Origin of the sequence: Tautonia plasticadhaerens (assembly GCF_007752535.1) — a bacterium.
Taxonomy (GTDB): domain Bacteria; phylum Planctomycetota; class Planctomycetia; order Isosphaerales; family Isosphaeraceae; genus Tautonia; species Tautonia plasticadhaerens.
In genome coordinates, this window is record NZ_CP036426.1 from 634,516 (window position 1) to 652,002 (window position 17,487).

The following is a 17,487-nucleotide window of genomic DNA, read 5'->3' on the forward strand; positions in this document are numbered from 1 at the left end:
AATTCGGGGGGCGGTCGACGAGGGGAGGGCTCGTCGCCGATCGGAGGGCTGGGGGGCGCGAGGGCCGCTGGCGGACGAGCCCCGGCCGCCCGGCCCGGCGGGCCGGCGACGCTTGGCGAGGGGGCCGCGGCCGCCGTACACTGGCTCGGTCAGTCGGACACGATCGGACGCGATCGGAGGGTCGATCGTCCGCCCCGATCGATCGGCCGATCCGGCACACCAGGAGGCAGCGGCCCGCCATGATTGGATCCCGACCGCCCCGAAGACGCCCCCGAACCCGAACCCTCGCGATCGCCGGAGCACTGCTCGCCATGACGTCCGGTCCCTCGCCCGCCGACGAGCCCCGCGACCCGATCGAGTACCCGGAGGCCCGCCGGGGGGACGTGGTCGACGACTATCACAGCACCGCCGTCGCCGACCCCTACCGCTGGATGGAGGACATCGACTCGGCCGAGACGAGGGCGTGGGTCGAGGCCCAGGTCGAGCTGTTCGAGTCGTACATCGAGGGCAACCCGGCCCGCAAACGCATCCAGGACCGGCTCACCCAGCTCTGGGATTACGAGAAATTCGGCGTCCCCTTCGAGGAAGGCGGCCGCTACTTCTACTCCTATAACAGCGGGCTGCAGAACCAGAACGTCTACTACACGACCGAGTCGCTCGGCGGCGACGCCCGGGTCCTGATCGACCCGAACACCCTGAGCGAGGACGGCACCGTGGCCCTGGCCGGGCTCTCGCCGAACAAGGAGGGGTCGAGGCTGGCCTACGCCGTCTCCGACGCCGGCTCGGACTGGATGGTCTGGAAGGTCCGGGACGTGGAGTCGGGTGAGGACCTGGACGACGTCGTCCGCTGGAGCAAGTTCTCCGGCGCCGAGTGGACCCCCAACGGCGACGGCTTCTTCTACGGCCGGTTCCCCGAGCCGAAGGAGGGTGACGACCTGAAGGCGGCCAACTACTTCGCCAAGCTCTATTACCACGAACTCGGCACCCCCCAGGAGCAGGACCGGCTCGTCTGGGAGGACCCCGAGCACAAGGACTGGCGGGCCGACGCCACCGTGACCGACGACGGCGCGTACCTGCTGTTCACGATCGGCAAGGGGACGGACGACAAGTACCGCGTCCTCTCTCGCCCGCTGGCCGACGAGGGGGCCGAGCCGACGCACCTGGTCGGCGACTTCGACGCCGATTACACCTTCATCGACAACGACGGCCCCCGGCTGTTCTTCCGGACGGACAAGGACGCGCCGCTCGGCAAGGTGATCGCCGTCGACGTGAACGACCCCGGGCCGGAGCACTGGGAGACGATCATCCCCGAGGCCGAGGAGACGCTGCTCGGCGTCAACCGGATCGGGGACAAGCTCTTCGCCCAGTACCTGAAGGACGCGAAGTCGCAGGTGAAGGTGTTCGACCTGGAGGGGACCTTCGAGCGCGAGGTGGAGTTCCCCGAGATCGGCACCGCCTCGGGCTTCGACGGCGACCGGGATTCGACCGAGACCTTCTACGCCTTCTCCTCCTTCACCCGGCCGACGACGATCTACCGCTACGACCTCGCCAGCGGCGCGAGCAGCGTCTACAAGCGGCCCGAGGTCGGCTTCGACCCCGACGACTACGCGACCGAGCAGGTCTTCTACGAGAGCAAGGACGGGACCAAGGTCCCCATGTTCCTCTCGTACAAGAAGGGGACCGAGTTCGGCCCCGAGACGCCGACCCTGCTCTACGGCTACGGCGGGTTCAACATCCCGCTGACGCCGAGCTTCAGCGTCAGCCGGCTGGTCTGGATGGAGCTGGGGGGCGTCTACGCCGTGCCGAACCTCCGGGGCGGCGGCGAGTACGGCGAGGCCTGGCACAAGGCCGGCACCAAGCAGCAGAAGCAGAACGTCTTCGACGACTTCATCGCCGCGGCCGAGTACCTGATCGGCGAGGGGAAGACCTCGACGCCGAAGCTGGCGATCCAGGGCCGCTCCAACGGCGGCCTGCTCGTCGGGGCCTGCATGACCCAGCGCCCGGACCTCTTCGGCGCGTGCCTGCCGGGCGTGGGGGTGCTGGACATGCTCCGGTTCCACACCTTCACGATCGGCTGGGCCTGGACCGACGACTACGGCTCGTCCGAGGTCCCCGGGGAGTTCGAGGCGCTCTACGCCTACTCGCCCTATCACCGACTGGAAGCGGGGACCTGCTACCCGCCGACCCTGATCGTGACCGCCGACCACGACGACCGGGTCTACCCGGCCCACAGCTTCAAGTTCGCCGCGGCGATGCAGGAGGCCCAGGGCTGCGACGAACCGATCCTGATCCGGATCGAGACGAGGGCCGGCCACGGCGCGGGCAAGCCGACGGCGAAGATCATCGAGGAGGCCGCCGACGAGATGGCCTTCGTGGTCGAGGCGATCGGGTTCCCGATGCCCGAGGGCGAGTGAGCCGGGCCCGAGCGGGGCTCGGCCTCGACGGGTCGCCGCCCGCTCGGCTTCCGCCGGGCGGCGGCGATCGACTATGATGGACGGCCGAGCGGGCCTCGCTCGATGGCCCGCACCATTCACCAGGCGTCCCGGGGGGAGTCTCCCGGGAGGATCGGAGGAGACGGACGATGGCCCTGCGACCCCGGAAGAAGTCGAAGCGACAGGCCAAGTACATCCGCTGCAAGCGGTGCGGCGGCCAGGTGCGCCGCGCGATGGGCCGATGCAAGAAGTGCAATCAGAGCCACTGAACGGACCGATCGGGGTCCGGACGCGCACCGGCCCCGGGACGCGAGCGAGGCGTCGGTCCCACCCGGAACACGGATGGGGCCGACGCCTCGCAGCGGATCGGGGAGGTCGGCGGGTCGACCGAGGGCGGGGGGCGGGCTCTCCGGGCCCCCGGGCGGGTCACTTCCGCTTGATCTTGTGGAGCGTGTGGCGGCGGAGGCGGGGGCTGTACTTCTTCAGGCCGCCCTGGAGCCCCTCGGGGATGCCGCCCTTGGTGTTGACCGAGACGCGGTAGTTCAGGTCGCCGGTCTCGGAGCACTGGAGCCAGACGTGCTCTCGACCGGCCGATTTCTTCGCCATGGGTCCTTCTCCCGCCGGCCGGGCCGGGCGGTCCTCTCCTCAAGGCTAGGGGACGAACAGGGAAGGGCGAGCGATCGGGGGATCGGGTCGCCAAGGGGGCGATTGTAATGGACGGTCGTCGGGGACCGCAACGTCAGTCAGCCGGCCCATCGGCGAGTCGGTCAGTCCGCCGGGCGGGTGCCGGGATCCTTGCCGGTGGTCGAGGCCCGGGCCAGGACGCGGACGGCCAGGTCGCCGTCGACCCTCATCTGGCAGGAGAGCCGGGTGTTGGGCGGCAGGTCGGCCTCCTGGGAGAGGCGCTGCTGCTCCAGTTCCCCCATCGGGGGGGCGTCCCCCTCCAGGACCTCGACGCGGCAGGTCGTGCACTTGGCCTGGCCGCCGCATCGGTGGAGGATGTCGACGCCGGCGTCCTCGATGCCCAGCACCAACTTCTTGCCGGACTCGATCTCGAACGCCCCGACACCCTCGACGGTCACGGTTGGCATGAAACGCTCCTTCGGTGATCGGACGACGGCCCCGGGCGTCGGGGCCGGATCGGCCCCCAGACTAACGGCGAGGGCTCGGCGCGGGCAAGCCGGGCGGCGGGGCATCGCGGGGCTGCTGGCGTCGCTGGCGATCGCCTTCCCCGCGGCCGCCGGGGAGCCCGGGCCGGCGGTCGAGGTGGTGGCGGTCCGGCCCGACGAGCAATGCCGGGCCGTGCTCTCGCTCTTCGAGGGGACCCCCTGGCCGCACCCGGCGGCGGCGCTGGTGGACTGGAAGCGGTCGGCGCCGGCGGGGGAGTTGAGGTCGCTCGGCAAGCCGCTGGAGGCGCTGATCGCGGCGTTCAACCCGCTGATGGCCCGGGAACTGGAGACGCTCGACGGCGCCCGCGTCCTGCTGGACTTCCCCCCCGCGGGGGGCGCCCGATGGGCGGTGGTGGTGCCCGAGGACGACGGCTCGATCGCCGCGTTGGCGACCGCCCTGGCCCTGACCGACGGCGAGACCCTGCCGGCCGAGGGGCCGGTGCGGGTCGATCGGCTCGGGCCGCCGGGTGCTCCCCTGATCGCCTCGGGGGCCCCGGGCGTGCCGACGGTCGTCGCCTCCGACCGGGAGGCGCTGGTCTCGGCGATCGGGCGGGGGCCGGTCGGCCGGGAGATGGACGGGGAGGATGCCGAACCGGGCTGGGTCATCCGGGTCGACCCGGGCGTCCTGGCCGACTCGGGGTCGATCGCGGCCCGTCGGGCGGGCGAAGCCTTGATCGGGCTCGGCTATGGCGGCGTCCGCGGCCGGGCGGCGCTCGGGGAGGGGGCGCTGGAGGTCGTCTTGCGGCGGCCCCGGCCGGAGGGGGACGCCGACGCCCGGGCGGCGGCCTGGGGGGCGATCGACCCCCGGTGGCTCGACCCGGTGCCGATCGACCGGGCGGCGGCGGTGGTCTCGATGGCGATCGGGCCGGGTGCGGACGCCTGGGGGGAGGTGCTGGGCGTCGCGGACCGGATCGAACGCGCCGACCCCGGCCGCTCGGGGGTGGCGCCGCTCCGGCAGCGGCTCGCCCTGCTGGCGCTGGCCCGGGGGGCCTCCCTGGAGGCCGACCTCTGGCCGCTCCTGTCGGGGGTGACGCTCTGGATCTCGGTCGACGAGCGGGGCGATCCGGACGGCGGGCTGGTCGCCCTGCACGCGACGGGGGAGTGGGCCGCGGCCCGGATCGCCGATCGCGTGGCGTCCCGGATGGTCGGGGAGCGGGGCGGGTTAATCCCGATCCGGCTGGAGACGGCGAGGCGGGGCGCCTCGGTGCTGGTGGGATGGGGGCGAGATGCCCTGGCGTCGAGCCTCTCGGCCTGGGACGACCCGCCTCGATCGGCCGGGCCGATGCTCCGGGAGGCCTGGGTGGGGGCGGCCCCCTCCCGGGTGGGGGCCGCCTGGCCGGGGCGGTTCCCCCGGCTCGGCGAGGCCGGCGGCCCGCTCCGGGAGACGCTGGCCGAGGGCCCCGCCGTCGTCTGGCTCGGCTGGTCCGGGGGCGGGACGACCCGAGACCTCGTCCGGTGGGATGGCCTGGACGACTCCGTCCGCCGCTTCCTGGGGCGGATCCCGGCCGTGCCGACGCCGGCGGGCGAGTCGCCGATCGCGGCGGGGGTGCGGCCGTGAGCGCGGGATCGGGAGGGGGATCGTCGCGGCTGGTCGACCTGGCCGTCGAGTGGCTGGACCAGTACGCCGGGGAGTCGACCGTCTTCGAGGGCGAGGCACGTCCCGGGATCCGGGATCGGCTCGGGCAGGTCGAGGGGTATCTCTCGGCGACCGAGATCGCGGTGGTCTGGTTCGGGCCCGAGGCGGGCGATCGCGCCAACCCCTGGGGAACGGCGGGCGACCGGATGGCGAGGGTCGAGGCCGAGTTCTCCGGCCGGCTGCTGGCCGGGCCCGAGGATTTCGGTCGCCTCGACGCCGAGCCGGAGGGCGGCCTGACCTGGGCCGTCGCCGGGCTAAGGGGCGTCACCGGGCTGCTCCGGACCGAGGAGGATCGGCCCCGACTCGGCGGGCTCCTCGACCGGGGCGTCCGGGCCTTCCGCCTGGAGGGCCGGGTGGAGCGCCCGCCCTCGGCGGAGGACGACCGGCCCCTCCGGGACGAGGAACGATCGGCCATCGGTGCGCTGGCGTCGCTCGCCGTCGCGAACCTAGCGGGCGCGTCGTCGCCGATGGTCGACCTGGCCGGGCTGCCGCCCCGGGCGTCGGGCGAGGCCCTCGCGTGGATCGAATCGACGGGGGCACCACTCGTCCCGATCGTCTCGCTCGGCGGCTCGGCCGGGGGGACGATCGCCGGGCTCCGGCCCGGGGACTTCGACCGGCTCCGCTCCCTCGGCGGCGTCGTCGGGCTGGGGATCGGCCGGGCGTTCCACCCGGACGCGGAGGCCCTCGGCCGGGCGATCGAGGCGATCTCGGCGCGAGGCGGCCTGGACGGGGTGGCGATCGGGACGGGGTACCTCGGCGTGGAGGAGCCGATCGCGGGCCTCGGGACGGCCGGGGAGCTGCTCGAATGGCTCGCCGGGCGGTTCGACGCCGTGACGGCCGGGGGGCTCGCGTCCGGGGCCGCGAGGGCGGGGATCGGGCGGGCGGTCTCGGGACGCTGACCGGGCCTCGGCCGCAGGCGCAATCACTCCAAGACGTGTTCCGATTCGACCCGGGAGCGACCATGCCCACGCCGACGACGGGGAACCCGATGCGGATCGCCATGTGGTCCGGGCCGAGGAACATCTCGACCGCGATGATGCGGTCGTGGGGGAATCGGGCCGACACGTCGGTCTGCGATGAGCCGCTCTACGCCCACTACCTCCGGGAGACGGGGCTGGACCACCCCGGCGCCGCCGAGGTGATCGAGCACCACGAGGACGACTGGCGGGCGGTGGTCGACTGGCTGCTCGGCCCCGTGCCGGGGGGCCGAGCGATCTTCTACCAGAAGCACATGGCCCACCACCTGCTGCCGACGATCGACCGGGGCTGGCTGGACGGGGTCACCAACGTCTTCCTGATCCGAGAACCCCGGGAGATGCTCACGTCGCTCGCCAGGGTGCTCAAGGAACCGAGGATCGAGGACACGGGCCTGCCCCAGCAGGCGGAGATCTTCGAGCGGGTCCGGGAGCGGACGGGGACGATCCCGCCGGTCGTCGACGCCAGGGACGTGCTGGACGACCCGAAGGGCGTATTGTCGAAGCTCTGCGACGTGCTCGGCGTGCCGTTCGACGAGGCGATGCTCTCCTGGCCCCCGGGGCCGAGGGAGACGGACGGCATCTGGGCGAAGCACTGGTATGACGGCGTCGAGCAGTCGACCGGCTTCCAGCCCTACCGGCCCAAGCCGGACGAGGTGCCCCCGCGGCTCCGGGGCGTGCTGGAGCGGGGGGACGAATTTTATCGGCTCTTGCATGAACACCGGATCCGACCCTGACCCGGGCCCAACCCCACGGATCGACGATGCTCCAATCGTATGACGAGCGGAACCGAGACCTGGTCATCAACATCAACGGCACGCTCTCCCACCGGGACGAGGCGGGGATCAGCCCGTTCGACTCGGCGGTCCAGGGGGGGGACGCCGTCTGGGAGGGGCTCCGGCTCTACGAGGGCCGGATCTTCAAGCTGACGGAGCACCTGGACCGGCTCCGGGGCTCGGCGCTGGCGCTGGCCTTCCCCGAGATCCCGCCCCACGAGGCGATCACGGCGGAGATCCGCCGCACGCTGGAGGCGAACGGGATGCGGGACGGGGTCCACGTCCGCCTCACCCTGACCCGGGGGGTGAAGTACACCTCGGGCATGGACCCCCGCCTGAACACGAAGGGGCCGACGCTGATCGTGCTGGCCGAATTCAAGGCGCCGGTCTACGACACCGGGGGGATCACCCTGGCCACCAGCACGATGCGGCGGCCGGGGCCCGACGTGCTGGATCCGAAGATCCACCACTGCAACCTGCTCAACTCCATCCTCGCCAAGATCCAGGCCACCGCCGCCGGGGCCGACGACGCGCTGATGCTCGACCCCCGGGGGTTCGTGGCCGAGACGAACGCCACCCACGTCTTCCTCGTCTCCGGGGGCGTGGTGCGGACCGGGCAGACCCACGCCTGCCCCGAGGGGATCACCCGGGAGACGGTGCTCGGCCTCTGCCGGTCGCTCGGCATCCCGCACGAGGTGGGGGACCTGTCGCTGACCGACGTCTACCGGGCCGACGAACTGTTCTGCACCGGGACGATGGGAGAACTGGCCCCAGTGGTGGCCGTCGACGGCCGGGCGATCGGCCCGGGGGCGGCCGGGCCGATGACCAGGCGCCTGAGCGAGTCGTTCCGGGAGCTGACGGCGCGGGAAGGCGTGCGCGTCGTCGATTGACCGGGTGTGGGGCTCCGCGGACTCGCGAGGCCCTGCGGAGAATCGAAGCCCACTCAACCCGGCCCCCTCCCCGCTCGCGGCATGGGTAGTTCCCCAAGTCGCCGGCCGAGAGCCGGTCGGAGGGGCCTCCCGATCGACGCGAATCATGGCCGGATCAGGCCCGATGTGATCCCGGAGGGAGGCGATTTTCTCGTGTCCGTGGCGAGGGAAGGTTGAGGTCCCGGGTGACGAACCCCCCTACCCCAGGGACGCCACCGAACAGGAAAATGCGGCGTGACCTCCCGGCGCAGCCCACCCTGCCGCGATCGTCTTCGCATCTTCCCAGGTTTCCAAATGTTGTGTCGCTTCACACGTCGAAGTCAATCGTTGCCGAGCACGGGCGGGGGCGCCTAGAATTCGGGGACGCGAGGGGGAGCAGCCCCGGTCTTCTCGAATGACGGGCAACGATCGAGCGAAGGGGTGCGAGATGCCGAGCGACCGGACGAGCGGGGGCATCGCCTGGGTGGTCGGCGTGGCGGCGCTCGCCTGGGCGCCCGACGGCGCCCGGGCCGACGAGCTGACGATCCGGGGCGGGGGCCGGCTCAGCGGCGAGGTCGTGCCGGTCGAGGGCATGCCCGATCAGGTCGAGGTCTACACCCCGACCAACCCCAGGCCCTACCGCTTCCGACGCGACCAGATCGTCCAGGTCGTCTCCCAGGACGGCCCGCTCGACGAATATCTCCGGCGACGCGCGGAGGTCGAGCCGACCGCCGAGGCGCACCACGCCCTCGGCCTCTGGTGCGAGGACCAGGGCCTGACCGGACCCGCCCTGGCCCAGTTCGAGCTGGCCGCCCAGTCGGACGAGGGCCACGAGGAGGCCCAGAAGAAGCTCGGACGGGTCTTCTTCGACGGCCGATGGATGACCTACGACGAGCGGAGGGAGCTGCAAGGCCTCATCCAGCACGAGGGCCGCTGGATCACCCCCGAGCAGAAGGACGACCTGGACGAGCGTGCCCGGCTCACCGAATCCCAGGAGGCCTGGGGGCGTCGCCTCGACATCCTCGTCACCAAGTTCGCGGGGGGGGAGCCCGCCGATCGGGACGAGGCCGCCGCGCAGCTCGGCGCCATCCGGGACCCCGAGGCGGTCGTCCCCCTGGTCAACCGCCTGGGCCGGGAGGGGCCCGAACTGCGGCTGATGCTCGCCCAGATCCTCGGCGTGATCGACGACCCGATGGCCGCCGCCGGCCTGGTCCACCGGGTGGTCAAGGAGGACGACGCCCAGGTGCGGCTGGCCACGCTCAACGAACTGGCCCGGTCGCAGGACCCCGACGTCGTCCCCCGGCTCATCCGGACCCTGAAGCAGGACGACCCGGAGGAGGTCGGCCGGGCGGCCTCGGCGCTGGCGGGCCTGAACGCGATCGAGGCCGTGCCGAGGCTGATCCCGGTGCTGGTGACCCCGCAGAAGCGGGTCGAGACGGTGCTCGTCCCCAGCCCGCCGGCCGGGGGCGGCATGGGCATCTCGGCCGGCTTCGGCCAGACCGGCCCCGCGTTCGGGTTCGGCGGCGGGCCGTCGATCCCCGTCCTGACCGGCCCGGCCGTCGCCCCGGGGGCGATCGCCTTCGGCGTCCAGGCCGTGCCGATCTACCAGTACGCCGCCCAGGCCAACGGGTTCGCCTTCGGCGGCGGGGGGGGCGTCACCCAGCAGGCCCCGCCGGTCCCCCGGCAGGTCGTCCGGACCTACGCCCACCGGAATGTCGAGGTGCTGGCGGCGCTGGAGCGCCTGACCGGGAAGAACTACGGCTTCGAGGTCGACGTCTGGAACCGCTGGCTCCGCAACGAGTTCCGCCTCCCCGTCCCCGAGGACCGGCCCGACCGCCTCGTGCCCCAGCCCTGATCGGTCTCCGTCGCGCGTCGACCGGACGGGGGGCATTCGCGGTCCCGGTCCTTAACCGGCGGGCGGCCCGGGCGTACACTGGGGGCATGCAGACTCCATCGGCAGAGAACGCGGCGACGGGGGCCCGTCCTCGGGTCGTGATCATCGGGGCCGGGTTCGCGGGCCTGGCGGCCATGAAGGTGCTGGGTCGCCGGGACGCGGACGTCACGGTCCTCGACCGCACGAACCACCACCTCTTCCAGCCCCTGCTCTACCAGGTCGCCACCGCGGCCCTGAACCCGGCCGATATCGCCTCGCCGATCCGGCGGATCGTCCGGCGGTCGAAGAATATCCGGGTGCTGATGGGTGAGGCCCGGTCGATCGACGTCGGGCGCCGGGTGGTCGTGCTCGACGGCGGCGAGGTCCCGTATGACTTCCTGATCGTCGCCACCGGCGCCGGCCACTCCTACTTCGGCCACGACGAGTGGGAGCGGTACGCGCCGGGGCTCAAGAGCATCGAGGACGCGCTGGAGATCCGCCGCCGCGTGCTCTCGGCCTTCGAGATCGCCGAGCGGGAGCCCGACGAGGCCCGCCGTCGGGCCTTCCTGAGCTTCGTGATCGTCGGCGCCGGGCCGACGGGGGTCGAGCTGGCGGGGACGCTCTCGGAGGTCGCCCGCAAGACCCTCGCCCGGGACTTCCGCCGGATCGACCCGGCCCACGCCCGCGTGATCCTGCTCGAAGGCGGCCCCCGGGTCCTGCTGTCCTATCCGGACGACCTCTCCGAGTCGGCCAAGCGGCAACTGGAGCGGCTCGGCGTCGAGGTCCGATTGAACAGCCTGGCGACCAACATCGACGACTCCGGCGTGGACGTCGGCGACGACCGGATCGAGGCGCGGACGGTCCTCTGGGCCGCCGGGGTGGCCGCCTCCCCGCTGGCGAGGACCCTGGGGGCCCCGCTCGACAAAGCCGGGAGGGTGGAGGTCGAGCCCGACCTGACGATCCCCGGGCACCCCGAGGTCTTCGTGGTCGGCGACCTGATGGCCGCCTCCGAGGGCGGCGAGCCCGTGCCCGGCGTCGCCCCCGCGGCGATGCAGGCCGGCCGGAGCGCCGCCCGGAACATCCTGAGGCAGATCCGGGGCAAGCCCAACGAGCCATTCCATTACGTCAACAAGGGCCTGCTCGCCACGATCGGCCGGGCCTCCGCCGTGGCCGACCTGCCCGGCCTGAAGTTCTCGGGGCTCGTCGCCTGGCTCCTCTGGCTGTTCGTCCACATCTTCTTCCTGGTCGGGTTCCGCAACCGGCTGCTGGTGATGATCCAGTGGGCCTATTCCTACTTCACCTACGACCGGGGCGCCCGGCTGATCACCACCACCTGGCACGGCCTGACCCGCTCCCGGGCCGCGGCCGCCGGGGCGATCGCCTCGGAGCCGGACCACTCCGCGAGCGCCCCCGAGCGTTGAGCCTCCCCTCCCCCGGGATCCCCCCCTCATGGACGACGACCCCCGACGCCTGATCCGCCAGGTCCGTCAGCGCCTCGAAGGGCTCTCCCGGGCCGGCGTCGATCGCCTGCCGATCGGCCCCCTGCCCGACTTCCAGGCCCGAGCGGACTCGGCCCCCCCTCCCCCCCCGACGGCCCGGCCGTCCCCCCGAACGGCCCCGGTCCCGGAGCGACGGGTCGCGGACCCGGAGCCCGCCCCGGTGGAGGCGAGCCCCCCCCCCGCACCTCCCCGACGCCCCTCGAGGCCATCGCCCGCCCCGGGCCCGGCCCCGGCGGTCGCCGGCTCGCTGTTCGACGAGGTCGGCATCCCCGACCCGGTCCTCCCCCCCGGGGAGCGGGCCGAGGCGCTCCGGGTCATCGCCGACGAGGTCGCCGCCTGCGTCCGGTGCGCCGTCCTGGCCGAGAATCGCACGAACACCGTCACCGGCGAGGGCAGCCCGACGGCCCGCCTGATGTTCGTCGGCGAGGGGCCCGGCCAGACCGAGGACGAGACCGGGCGCCCGTTCGTCGGCAAGGCGGGCCAGCTGCTCAACGACATGATCGCCAAGGGCATGGGCCTGAGGCGCGAAGACGTCTTCATCGCTAACATCATCAAGTGCCGCCCGCCCGGCAACCGGGACCCCGAGCCGGACGAGGTCCGCAACTGCATCGGCTACCTCGAACGCCAGATCGCCGTCGTCCGGCCCGAGTTCCTCTGCCTGCTCGGCAAGCCCGCCGCCCAGACCATGCTGAACACCTCGATGCCCATGGGACGCCTGCGGGGCAAGTGGCAGCGCTACAAGGGCATCCCCACGATCGCCACCTGGCACCCCGCCTACCTGCTCCGCAACCCGGCCGCGAAGCGCGAGACGTGGAGCGATCTCCAGATGCTCATGAAGGCGATGGGCATCCCCGTCCCGAAGCGGGACGGGGGCTGAGGCCGGGGGACGGAGATCGGCTCGCCCCCCCTCCCCTCCCTCAACCGACTGCCTCGGCGAGCACCTCGCCGAGGCTCCGGTCGAGGATCGCCAGCATTTCGTCGATTTGCTCTCCGGTCGTCACCAAAGGCGGGCCGAAGGCGATCCAGTTCGGGTCGAACCGGCAGAGTAGGCCGTGCTCCAGCGCCCTCCGCCCGACCTTCACCCCGAACCCGTCCGGCATCGGCTCCCTGGTGGCCGGATCCCGGACGAACTCGATCGCCTGGAACAGCCCCTTGCCCCGGATGTCGCCGATCACGCCGTGGCAGGCGGCCATCGCCTCGAACCCCGCCCGGAGCCTCGCCCCCTGGGCCCTCGCGTTGCCGCAGAGGTCCCGTTCCAGGATCTCCCGGATCACGGCGATCCCGGCCGCGCATGAGATCGGGTTCCCCTCGAACGTATGCCCCTCCACGAATCCCGGGTTCGACTCGACCGGCCCCCAGAAGGCGTCGGCGATCGGCCTCCGGCAGATCATCGCCGAGATGGGGGCATACCCGCCGCTCATCCCCTTCGCCACGCAGAGCACGTCCGGCACCACGCCGAACGTCTCGGCCGCGAACAGGTGCCCGGTCCGGCCGAACCCGGTGATGATCTCGTCGAAGATCAGCAGGATGTCGTGGCGGTCGCAGATCTCCCGGAGCATCGGCAGGTACTCGTCGGGCGGGTCGATCACCCCGCCGGTGTGGCCGATCGGCTCGACGATGATCGCCGCCACCGTCTCCGGGTCCTCCATCTCGACGACCCGGTCCACGATCGAGGCGCAGGTGAGCCCGCAGCCCGGGTACTGCTGGCCGAACGGGCACCGGTAGCAGGTCGGCGGGAAGACGTGCAGGAACCCCGGCGCCATCGGCTCGTTCACCGTCTTCCGGGACTTCAACCCCGAGGCCGACAACGCCCCCAGGGTCGACCCGTGCCACGACTGGTATCGGCTAATGACCTTGTACTTCCCGGGCGATCCGTTGAGCTTGTGGTACTGCCTCGCCAGCTTGATCGCCGCCTCGGTCACCTCCGCCCCGCCGCACTGGAACTTGACGGCGCCGAGGTCCCCCGGCGTGATCTCGGCCAGCAGGTTCGCCAGCTGCACCGCGATCGGGTTGGTCCCGTGCATCGCCGGCGAGAAGGTGAGCCGGTCGAGCTGCTCCTTGATCGCCTCGATCACCCTCCGGTTGTTGTGGCCGACCGAGGCGACATAGATGCCCGACAACGCATCCAGGTAGTGTTTCCCGTGCACGTCCCAGTACGAGACGCCGTCGGCCCGGGCCATCACCAGCGGGTGCTTCGACCACTCGGCCATCTGATCCCGGACGAAGATCTGCCGGAGGAAACGCTCCTCCACCGCCTGGGCCTCGGTGATCAGGTCGGGGACGGTCGTCGGTGCGGTCGCCATCGGGCTCATCCTCGGGGGCAGTACAGGGCGGCGGTCAGGGCGTAGAGGTGGGCGACCCGGGCGAGGTCGTCGATCGAGGCCCACTCCCCGACCGTGTGCTGGCCCCCCGCCCTCGGCCCGTGGGTGACGCAGGGGACCCCCGCCAGCGCCCAGACGCTGTTGCCGTCGTCCACGAACGGCTTCGGGCCGGTCGACAGCGGGGCGCCGGAAAGCGCCGTATACGCCCGCTGGAAGTCGGCCACCAACGGGGAAGCCACGTCCAGGGCGAACGCATCGCGGACGAGCTGGTAGTCGGCCTCGATGGTCGTCCCCGTCTCGGCGGCCAGGGCGTCGAGGACCGCCCGGAATCCGGCCTCGACCTCCCGGCGGTCCTGGCCCGGGATCCAGCGTCGGGTGCCTTCCATCCAGAAGATCGGCGGGTCCTGGTTGTAGATCTCCCCCGCATGGACCTGGCCGACGAAGACGCTCGACCTGCCGGCGACTGGGTTGACCTCCCCGGACAGCCTGGAGTCCAGCTCGCCGAGCCGGCGGATCAGCTCGGCCCCCACGGCGATCACCTTCGGGTCCCCTTGCGGCCGCATCACCTCGTGGATCGGCGGCCCCTCCCGGCGGATCGTCACCTTCCAGCAGGCCTGGCCCCGGCCCGAGACCGGCAGGCGGTCGCAGAGCGGCTCGGGGATGAGGACCGCGTCGCCGACCACGCCGTCTACCAGCAAGCGGTCGAACTGCGCCCCGAAGCCCCAGGGGGCCTCGTGCAGGTCGTGGGCGGTCAGCAGGATCGAACCCGCCTCCGGCATGCCCGCATCCCGGGCCGCCAGCATCCCCTCGACCGCCGCCGCCAGGCCCCCCTTCATGTCGCACGAGCCGCTGCCGGTGATCTGCGCTTCGTCCTTCCCGAAGGGGACGAACGGCAGGTGGACGGTGTCCAGGTGCCCGTCGAACTGGAGTGTCCTCCCCGGCGTGCCCGAGTCGAGCCGGGCCACCACCGCGGGGGACTTCGGGTGGTCGGCCTCGGGCCGATCCACGGCGAACCCCTCCGCTTCGAGCAGCCCCGACAGTGCCTCGGCGGCCCCCCCGGCCTCGCCGGTGGGGCTGTGCACCGAGATCAGCCGCCGGGCGATCGCCAGCATCCGACGCCGATCGACGCGCGTCGCGATCCGCGCCGACATCCCCTCGATTTCCCCGACCCCCGACGTGCCCATCGGCCACCCCCCGTGCTCGTCCTGCCCCAGATCGATCAGATGCGGAGGAAGATCTTCCGGTGGTACATCCAGAGCAGGACGAGCCAGAAGACGAGCAACGTCGAGGCCCGCTCCATCGCCGGCTCATACTTCTCGCCGAACGACTCGAAGACGTCCTGCCCGAGGTGCCGCTCCAGGCTGCTCCGCACGTACCCCCCCGAGACCTGCCACATGCAGTAGAGGGCGATCGGGTTCATCCCCGCCACCACCATCGGGAAGGCCCAGCGCCTCCAGCCCCGCCACTCGATGATCGCCACGAACCCGGCCAGCAGCAGCGTCACCAGCCCCGCGCTGAAGATCGCCCACGAGGGGGTCCAGATCCGCTTGATGATCGGGCAGACGCCGCTCGCCTGGATCCATAGCCCGATCAGCACGCCCAGCACGCCCGCCGCCGTCAGCCGGGCGAGCTTCGCCGTCACCGGCAGGTCCCGCCTCACCAGGCGACCGGCCTGCATGCCGAAGATCATGGTCGCCAGCGACGGCACGAAGTTGAGCGTCTGATACCCCCCCTCGCTGAACCGGAACGGCTCCTCGCGGGGGAACAGGTTCAGGAACCAGGCATCGAAGGCCGCCGCCGCGTTCGCGTTCTTCTCCCAGTGCGCGGCGAAGCCGGTCAGGTGCGGCCAGTTCTCGGGGATGCCGAGCGAGGCCCAGTCGGTGCCCGACCCCGGGATCGGGTACAGGGCGAAGGCCAGCCAGTAGCCGAACAGGATCCCGAACGCGGCGACCCACTGCGTCCTCGGCCGGGTGAAGGCCAGCAGGAACAGGAACGGATATCCCAGGCCGATCTGCGCCAGCACGTTCGTGAAGACCCAGACCGTCCGGTCGCTCCAGTTCGAGGTCAGGAAGACCGCCAGCAGGACCAACGCGGCCGACCGCCAGAGGGCGTGGGCCAGCATCGTCCCGAACCCCTGCCCCCGACCCTGCCGGTTGGCGATCGAGAACGGCAGGGCCACGCCCACCATGAACATGAAGGCCGGCTGGATCAGGTCCCAGAGGGTGCATCCCACCCAGGGGGCGTGCTCGACCTGGGAGCCGATGAACCGCCAGGTCGGGCTACCCTCGTGGTGCTCCGCGACCGCCGCCAGGCCGAGCCCGCTCGACGCCATCAGGAGCATCACCGCCCCCCGGAAGGCGTCGAGCGAGACGAGTCGGCCGGGCTTCGCCTGCTCCCGAGGATCGGCCGAAGCCTCCTGGCCCGCCCCCGCCGTCATCGCCGCGAGTCCCCGGCCGGGGCCGCCTCCCGGCGGTCCTCCACCACCGTGCCCGCCTCGATCGCGTTCGAGCCGATCCGGATCGGCCCGACCTCGGGCTCGACCAGGATGCCGACGGTCTGCGTCTGCTCGGCCCCGGTCCGGGAATCCCGGATCACGTTCCCCTCGAAGATCAGGCCCGAGGGCTCACCCCGGACCCGGATCGCGGCGGTCCCCGGCTCCCGGCCGTTGTCCTCGATCACGTTCGCCTCCAGCCGATTGCGGTGGGGCGCCATCGCCTCGTCCTCGTTCCGGAAGAAGATGCCGTTCGAGGCGTTCCGGACCACCGTGTTCCCCCTGAGCAGGTTGTCCGAGTCCTTGTGGCCGATGGAGATGCCGAACTGGCCGTTCTCCTCCAGCACGTTGTCCTCGAACGACCCGTGCCGGACCCTCCAGCAGAGGAACAGGCCGTCGGTGCCGTTCCGCCTCGCCACGTTCCCCCGGACCACCGGGCGCTGGGATCCGCTGCCGGGGTGGAGCCCCAGGTGCGTGTTCCCCTCGCTGATGCAGTCCGCCACCGTCACGTCGTTCGACTGCTGGAAGCTGATCCCGTCGCCGTGGTAGTCGCGCACCTCGCAGCCGCTGATGACCGTGCCGAACCCGCGATAGAGGTAGATCCCGGCCCCCCGGCAGCCGTTCAGGTAGGGGTTCTCCTCCTTATTCCCGTCGATGACGAGGTCCTCGACCCTCGCCCCCCGGATGTCCACGCCGCTGACGACCGGGAAGACGGTGGCCGCCCTGGCGTCGTTGGAGACCATGCAGTCGGCCATCAGCGGGGCGTCGATGGCGAAGGTGTCCCCCCGCCCCCCGGTGATCCGGCCGACCGTCGTGTGGAAGCCCCCCGAGCGGTCGTCCCAGACTGCCACCCCCATGCCGACCTCGAACCCCGACGGATTGGTGACCGTGATCTGCTGCTCGCCGAAGTCGCCGTCCATCGCCAGGGGAGACTCGGCGGCCTTCGCCTTGCGGAGGATCGTCTTCCCCCTCACCCCCCGCACCGTGACGTTGGATCGGAGGTGGAGCGAGTCCCGCATCTGGTACTCCCCCTCGCCGATCAGGACCACCCCGCCGCCGAGCCCGGCCACGTAATCGACCGCCGCCTGGAGCGCCCGGTTGTCGGCGCCGATCAGGTCGGCGTCCGACCGCCCCACGGTGATCGTCGGCAGGTCGGTCATCGCCGAGTGCATGGCGAACGGCAACTGCTGCTCGTCCCTCCCCGGCCCCTCGTCCCCGGCCCGGGCGGCCGTCGCCAGCAGGACGATCCCCAGGGCCGCCGCCACCGATGCTCCGAATCGAACCCGACGCTCGACCTGCGACATCCTCGGCATGGGAACCTCCGTTGCTGTCGTGACTGGCGTCCCGGCTCGCCTCGGCTCGGCATGGTGTCCGACCGGCCCGAGGCCCGACGCCCCGGCCGGATCGA

14 protein-coding genes are annotated in these 17,487 nt (G+C 72.1%); 8 read left to right on the forward strand and 6 right to left on the reverse strand.

Annotated features, from left to right (window positions below):
• Window positions 1-311: 311 nt before the first annotated feature.
• Window positions 312-2,414, forward strand: coding sequence for a prolyl oligopeptidase family serine peptidase (locus ElP_RS02345; RefSeq protein ID WP_145266883.1), 2,103 nt, complete (start codon window positions 312-314; stop codon window positions 2,412-2,414).
• A 444-nt stretch (window positions 2,415-2,858) separates the two neighbouring features.
• Here the strand turns inward: ElP_RS02345 and rpmG are convergent, their stop codons facing one another.
• Window positions 2,859-3,038: a 50S ribosomal protein L33 gene (rpmG, locus tag ElP_RS02350; RefSeq protein ID WP_145266885.1), complete on the reverse strand. Its 180-nt coding sequence runs from the start codon at window positions 3,036-3,038 to the stop codon at window positions 2,859-2,861.
• A gap of 161 nt (window positions 3,039-3,199) precedes the next feature.
• Window positions 3,200-3,523, reverse strand: coding sequence for a 2Fe-2S iron-sulfur cluster-binding protein (locus ElP_RS02355; protein WP_145266887.1), 324 nt, complete (start codon window positions 3,521-3,523; stop codon window positions 3,200-3,202).
• Here ElP_RS02355 and ElP_RS02360 point away from each other — a divergent pair.
• From ElP_RS02360 to ElP_RS40505, 7 genes are all read left to right on the forward strand, one after another.
• Window positions 3,522-5,159, forward strand: coding sequence for a hypothetical protein (locus ElP_RS02360; protein ID WP_145266889.1), 1,638 nt, complete (start codon window positions 3,522-3,524; stop codon window positions 5,157-5,159). The genes ElP_RS02355 and ElP_RS02360 overlap by 2 nt on opposite strands.
• Complete coding sequence (locus ElP_RS02365; RefSeq protein ID WP_145266891.1) at window positions 5,156-6,136, forward strand: Zn-dependent dipeptidase, microsomal dipeptidase; 981 nt, start codon at window positions 5,156-5,158, stop codon at window positions 6,134-6,136. The genes ElP_RS02360 and ElP_RS02365 overlap by 4 nt, the downstream gene beginning before the upstream one ends.
• 62 nt (window positions 6,137-6,198) lie before the next feature.
• A complete protein-coding gene (locus ElP_RS02370) occupies window positions 6,199-6,948 on the forward strand; it encodes a sulfotransferase-like domain-containing protein (RefSeq protein WP_231749416.1) in 750 nt (249 codons plus the stop codon).
• Between the two features lie 26 nt (window positions 6,949-6,974).
• Window positions 6,975-7,877, forward strand: a complete 903-nt coding sequence (locus ElP_RS02375) for an aminotransferase class IV (RefSeq protein ID WP_145266893.1) — start codon at window positions 6,975-6,977, stop codon at window positions 7,875-7,877.
• Window positions 7,878-8,343: 466 nt separating this feature from the next.
• Window positions 8,344-9,750: a HEAT repeat domain-containing protein gene (locus ElP_RS02380; RefSeq protein ID WP_145266895.1), complete on the forward strand. Its 1,407-nt coding sequence runs from the start codon at window positions 8,344-8,346 to the stop codon at window positions 9,748-9,750.
• Between the two features lie 86 nt (window positions 9,751-9,836).
• Window positions 9,837-11,189 (forward strand): NAD(P)/FAD-dependent oxidoreductase, encoded by a 1,353-nt coding sequence (locus ElP_RS02385; RefSeq protein ID WP_145266897.1) that lies wholly within the window; start codon window positions 9,837-9,839, stop codon window positions 11,187-11,189.
• Window positions 11,190-11,217: 28 nt separating this feature from the next.
• A complete protein-coding gene (locus ElP_RS40505; RefSeq protein WP_145266899.1) occupies window positions 11,218-12,144 on the forward strand; it encodes a uracil-DNA glycosylase in 927 nt (308 codons plus the stop codon).
• A gap of 40 nt (window positions 12,145-12,184) precedes the next feature.
• Here the strand turns inward: ElP_RS40505 and ElP_RS02395 are convergent, their stop codons facing one another.
• The 4 genes from ElP_RS02395 to ElP_RS02410 form a co-directional block, all read right to left on the reverse strand.
• Window positions 12,185-13,570 (reverse strand): aminotransferase family protein, encoded by a 1,386-nt coding sequence (locus tag ElP_RS02395; protein ID WP_145266901.1) that lies wholly within the window; start codon window positions 13,568-13,570, stop codon window positions 12,185-12,187.
• 5 nt (window positions 13,571-13,575) lie between these two features.
• Complete coding sequence (locus ElP_RS02400; RefSeq protein ID WP_197446661.1) at window positions 13,576-14,739, reverse strand: M20 family metallopeptidase; 1,164 nt, start codon at window positions 14,737-14,739, stop codon at window positions 13,576-13,578.
• Window positions 14,740-14,807: 68 nt separating this feature from the next.
• Window positions 14,808-16,025 carry an acyltransferase family protein gene (locus ElP_RS02405; protein ID WP_145266904.1) on the reverse strand — a complete coding sequence of 406 codons (1,218 nt, stop codon included), beginning with the start codon at window positions 16,023-16,025 and terminating at the stop codon, window positions 14,808-14,810.
• Entirely contained in the window at window positions 16,022-17,392 is a 1,371-nt protein-coding gene (locus ElP_RS02410; RefSeq protein WP_231749418.1) for a right-handed parallel beta-helix repeat-containing protein, read from the reverse strand. The genes ElP_RS02405 and ElP_RS02410 overlap by 4 nt, the downstream gene beginning before the upstream one ends.
• Window positions 17,393-17,487: the final 95 nt, after the last annotated feature.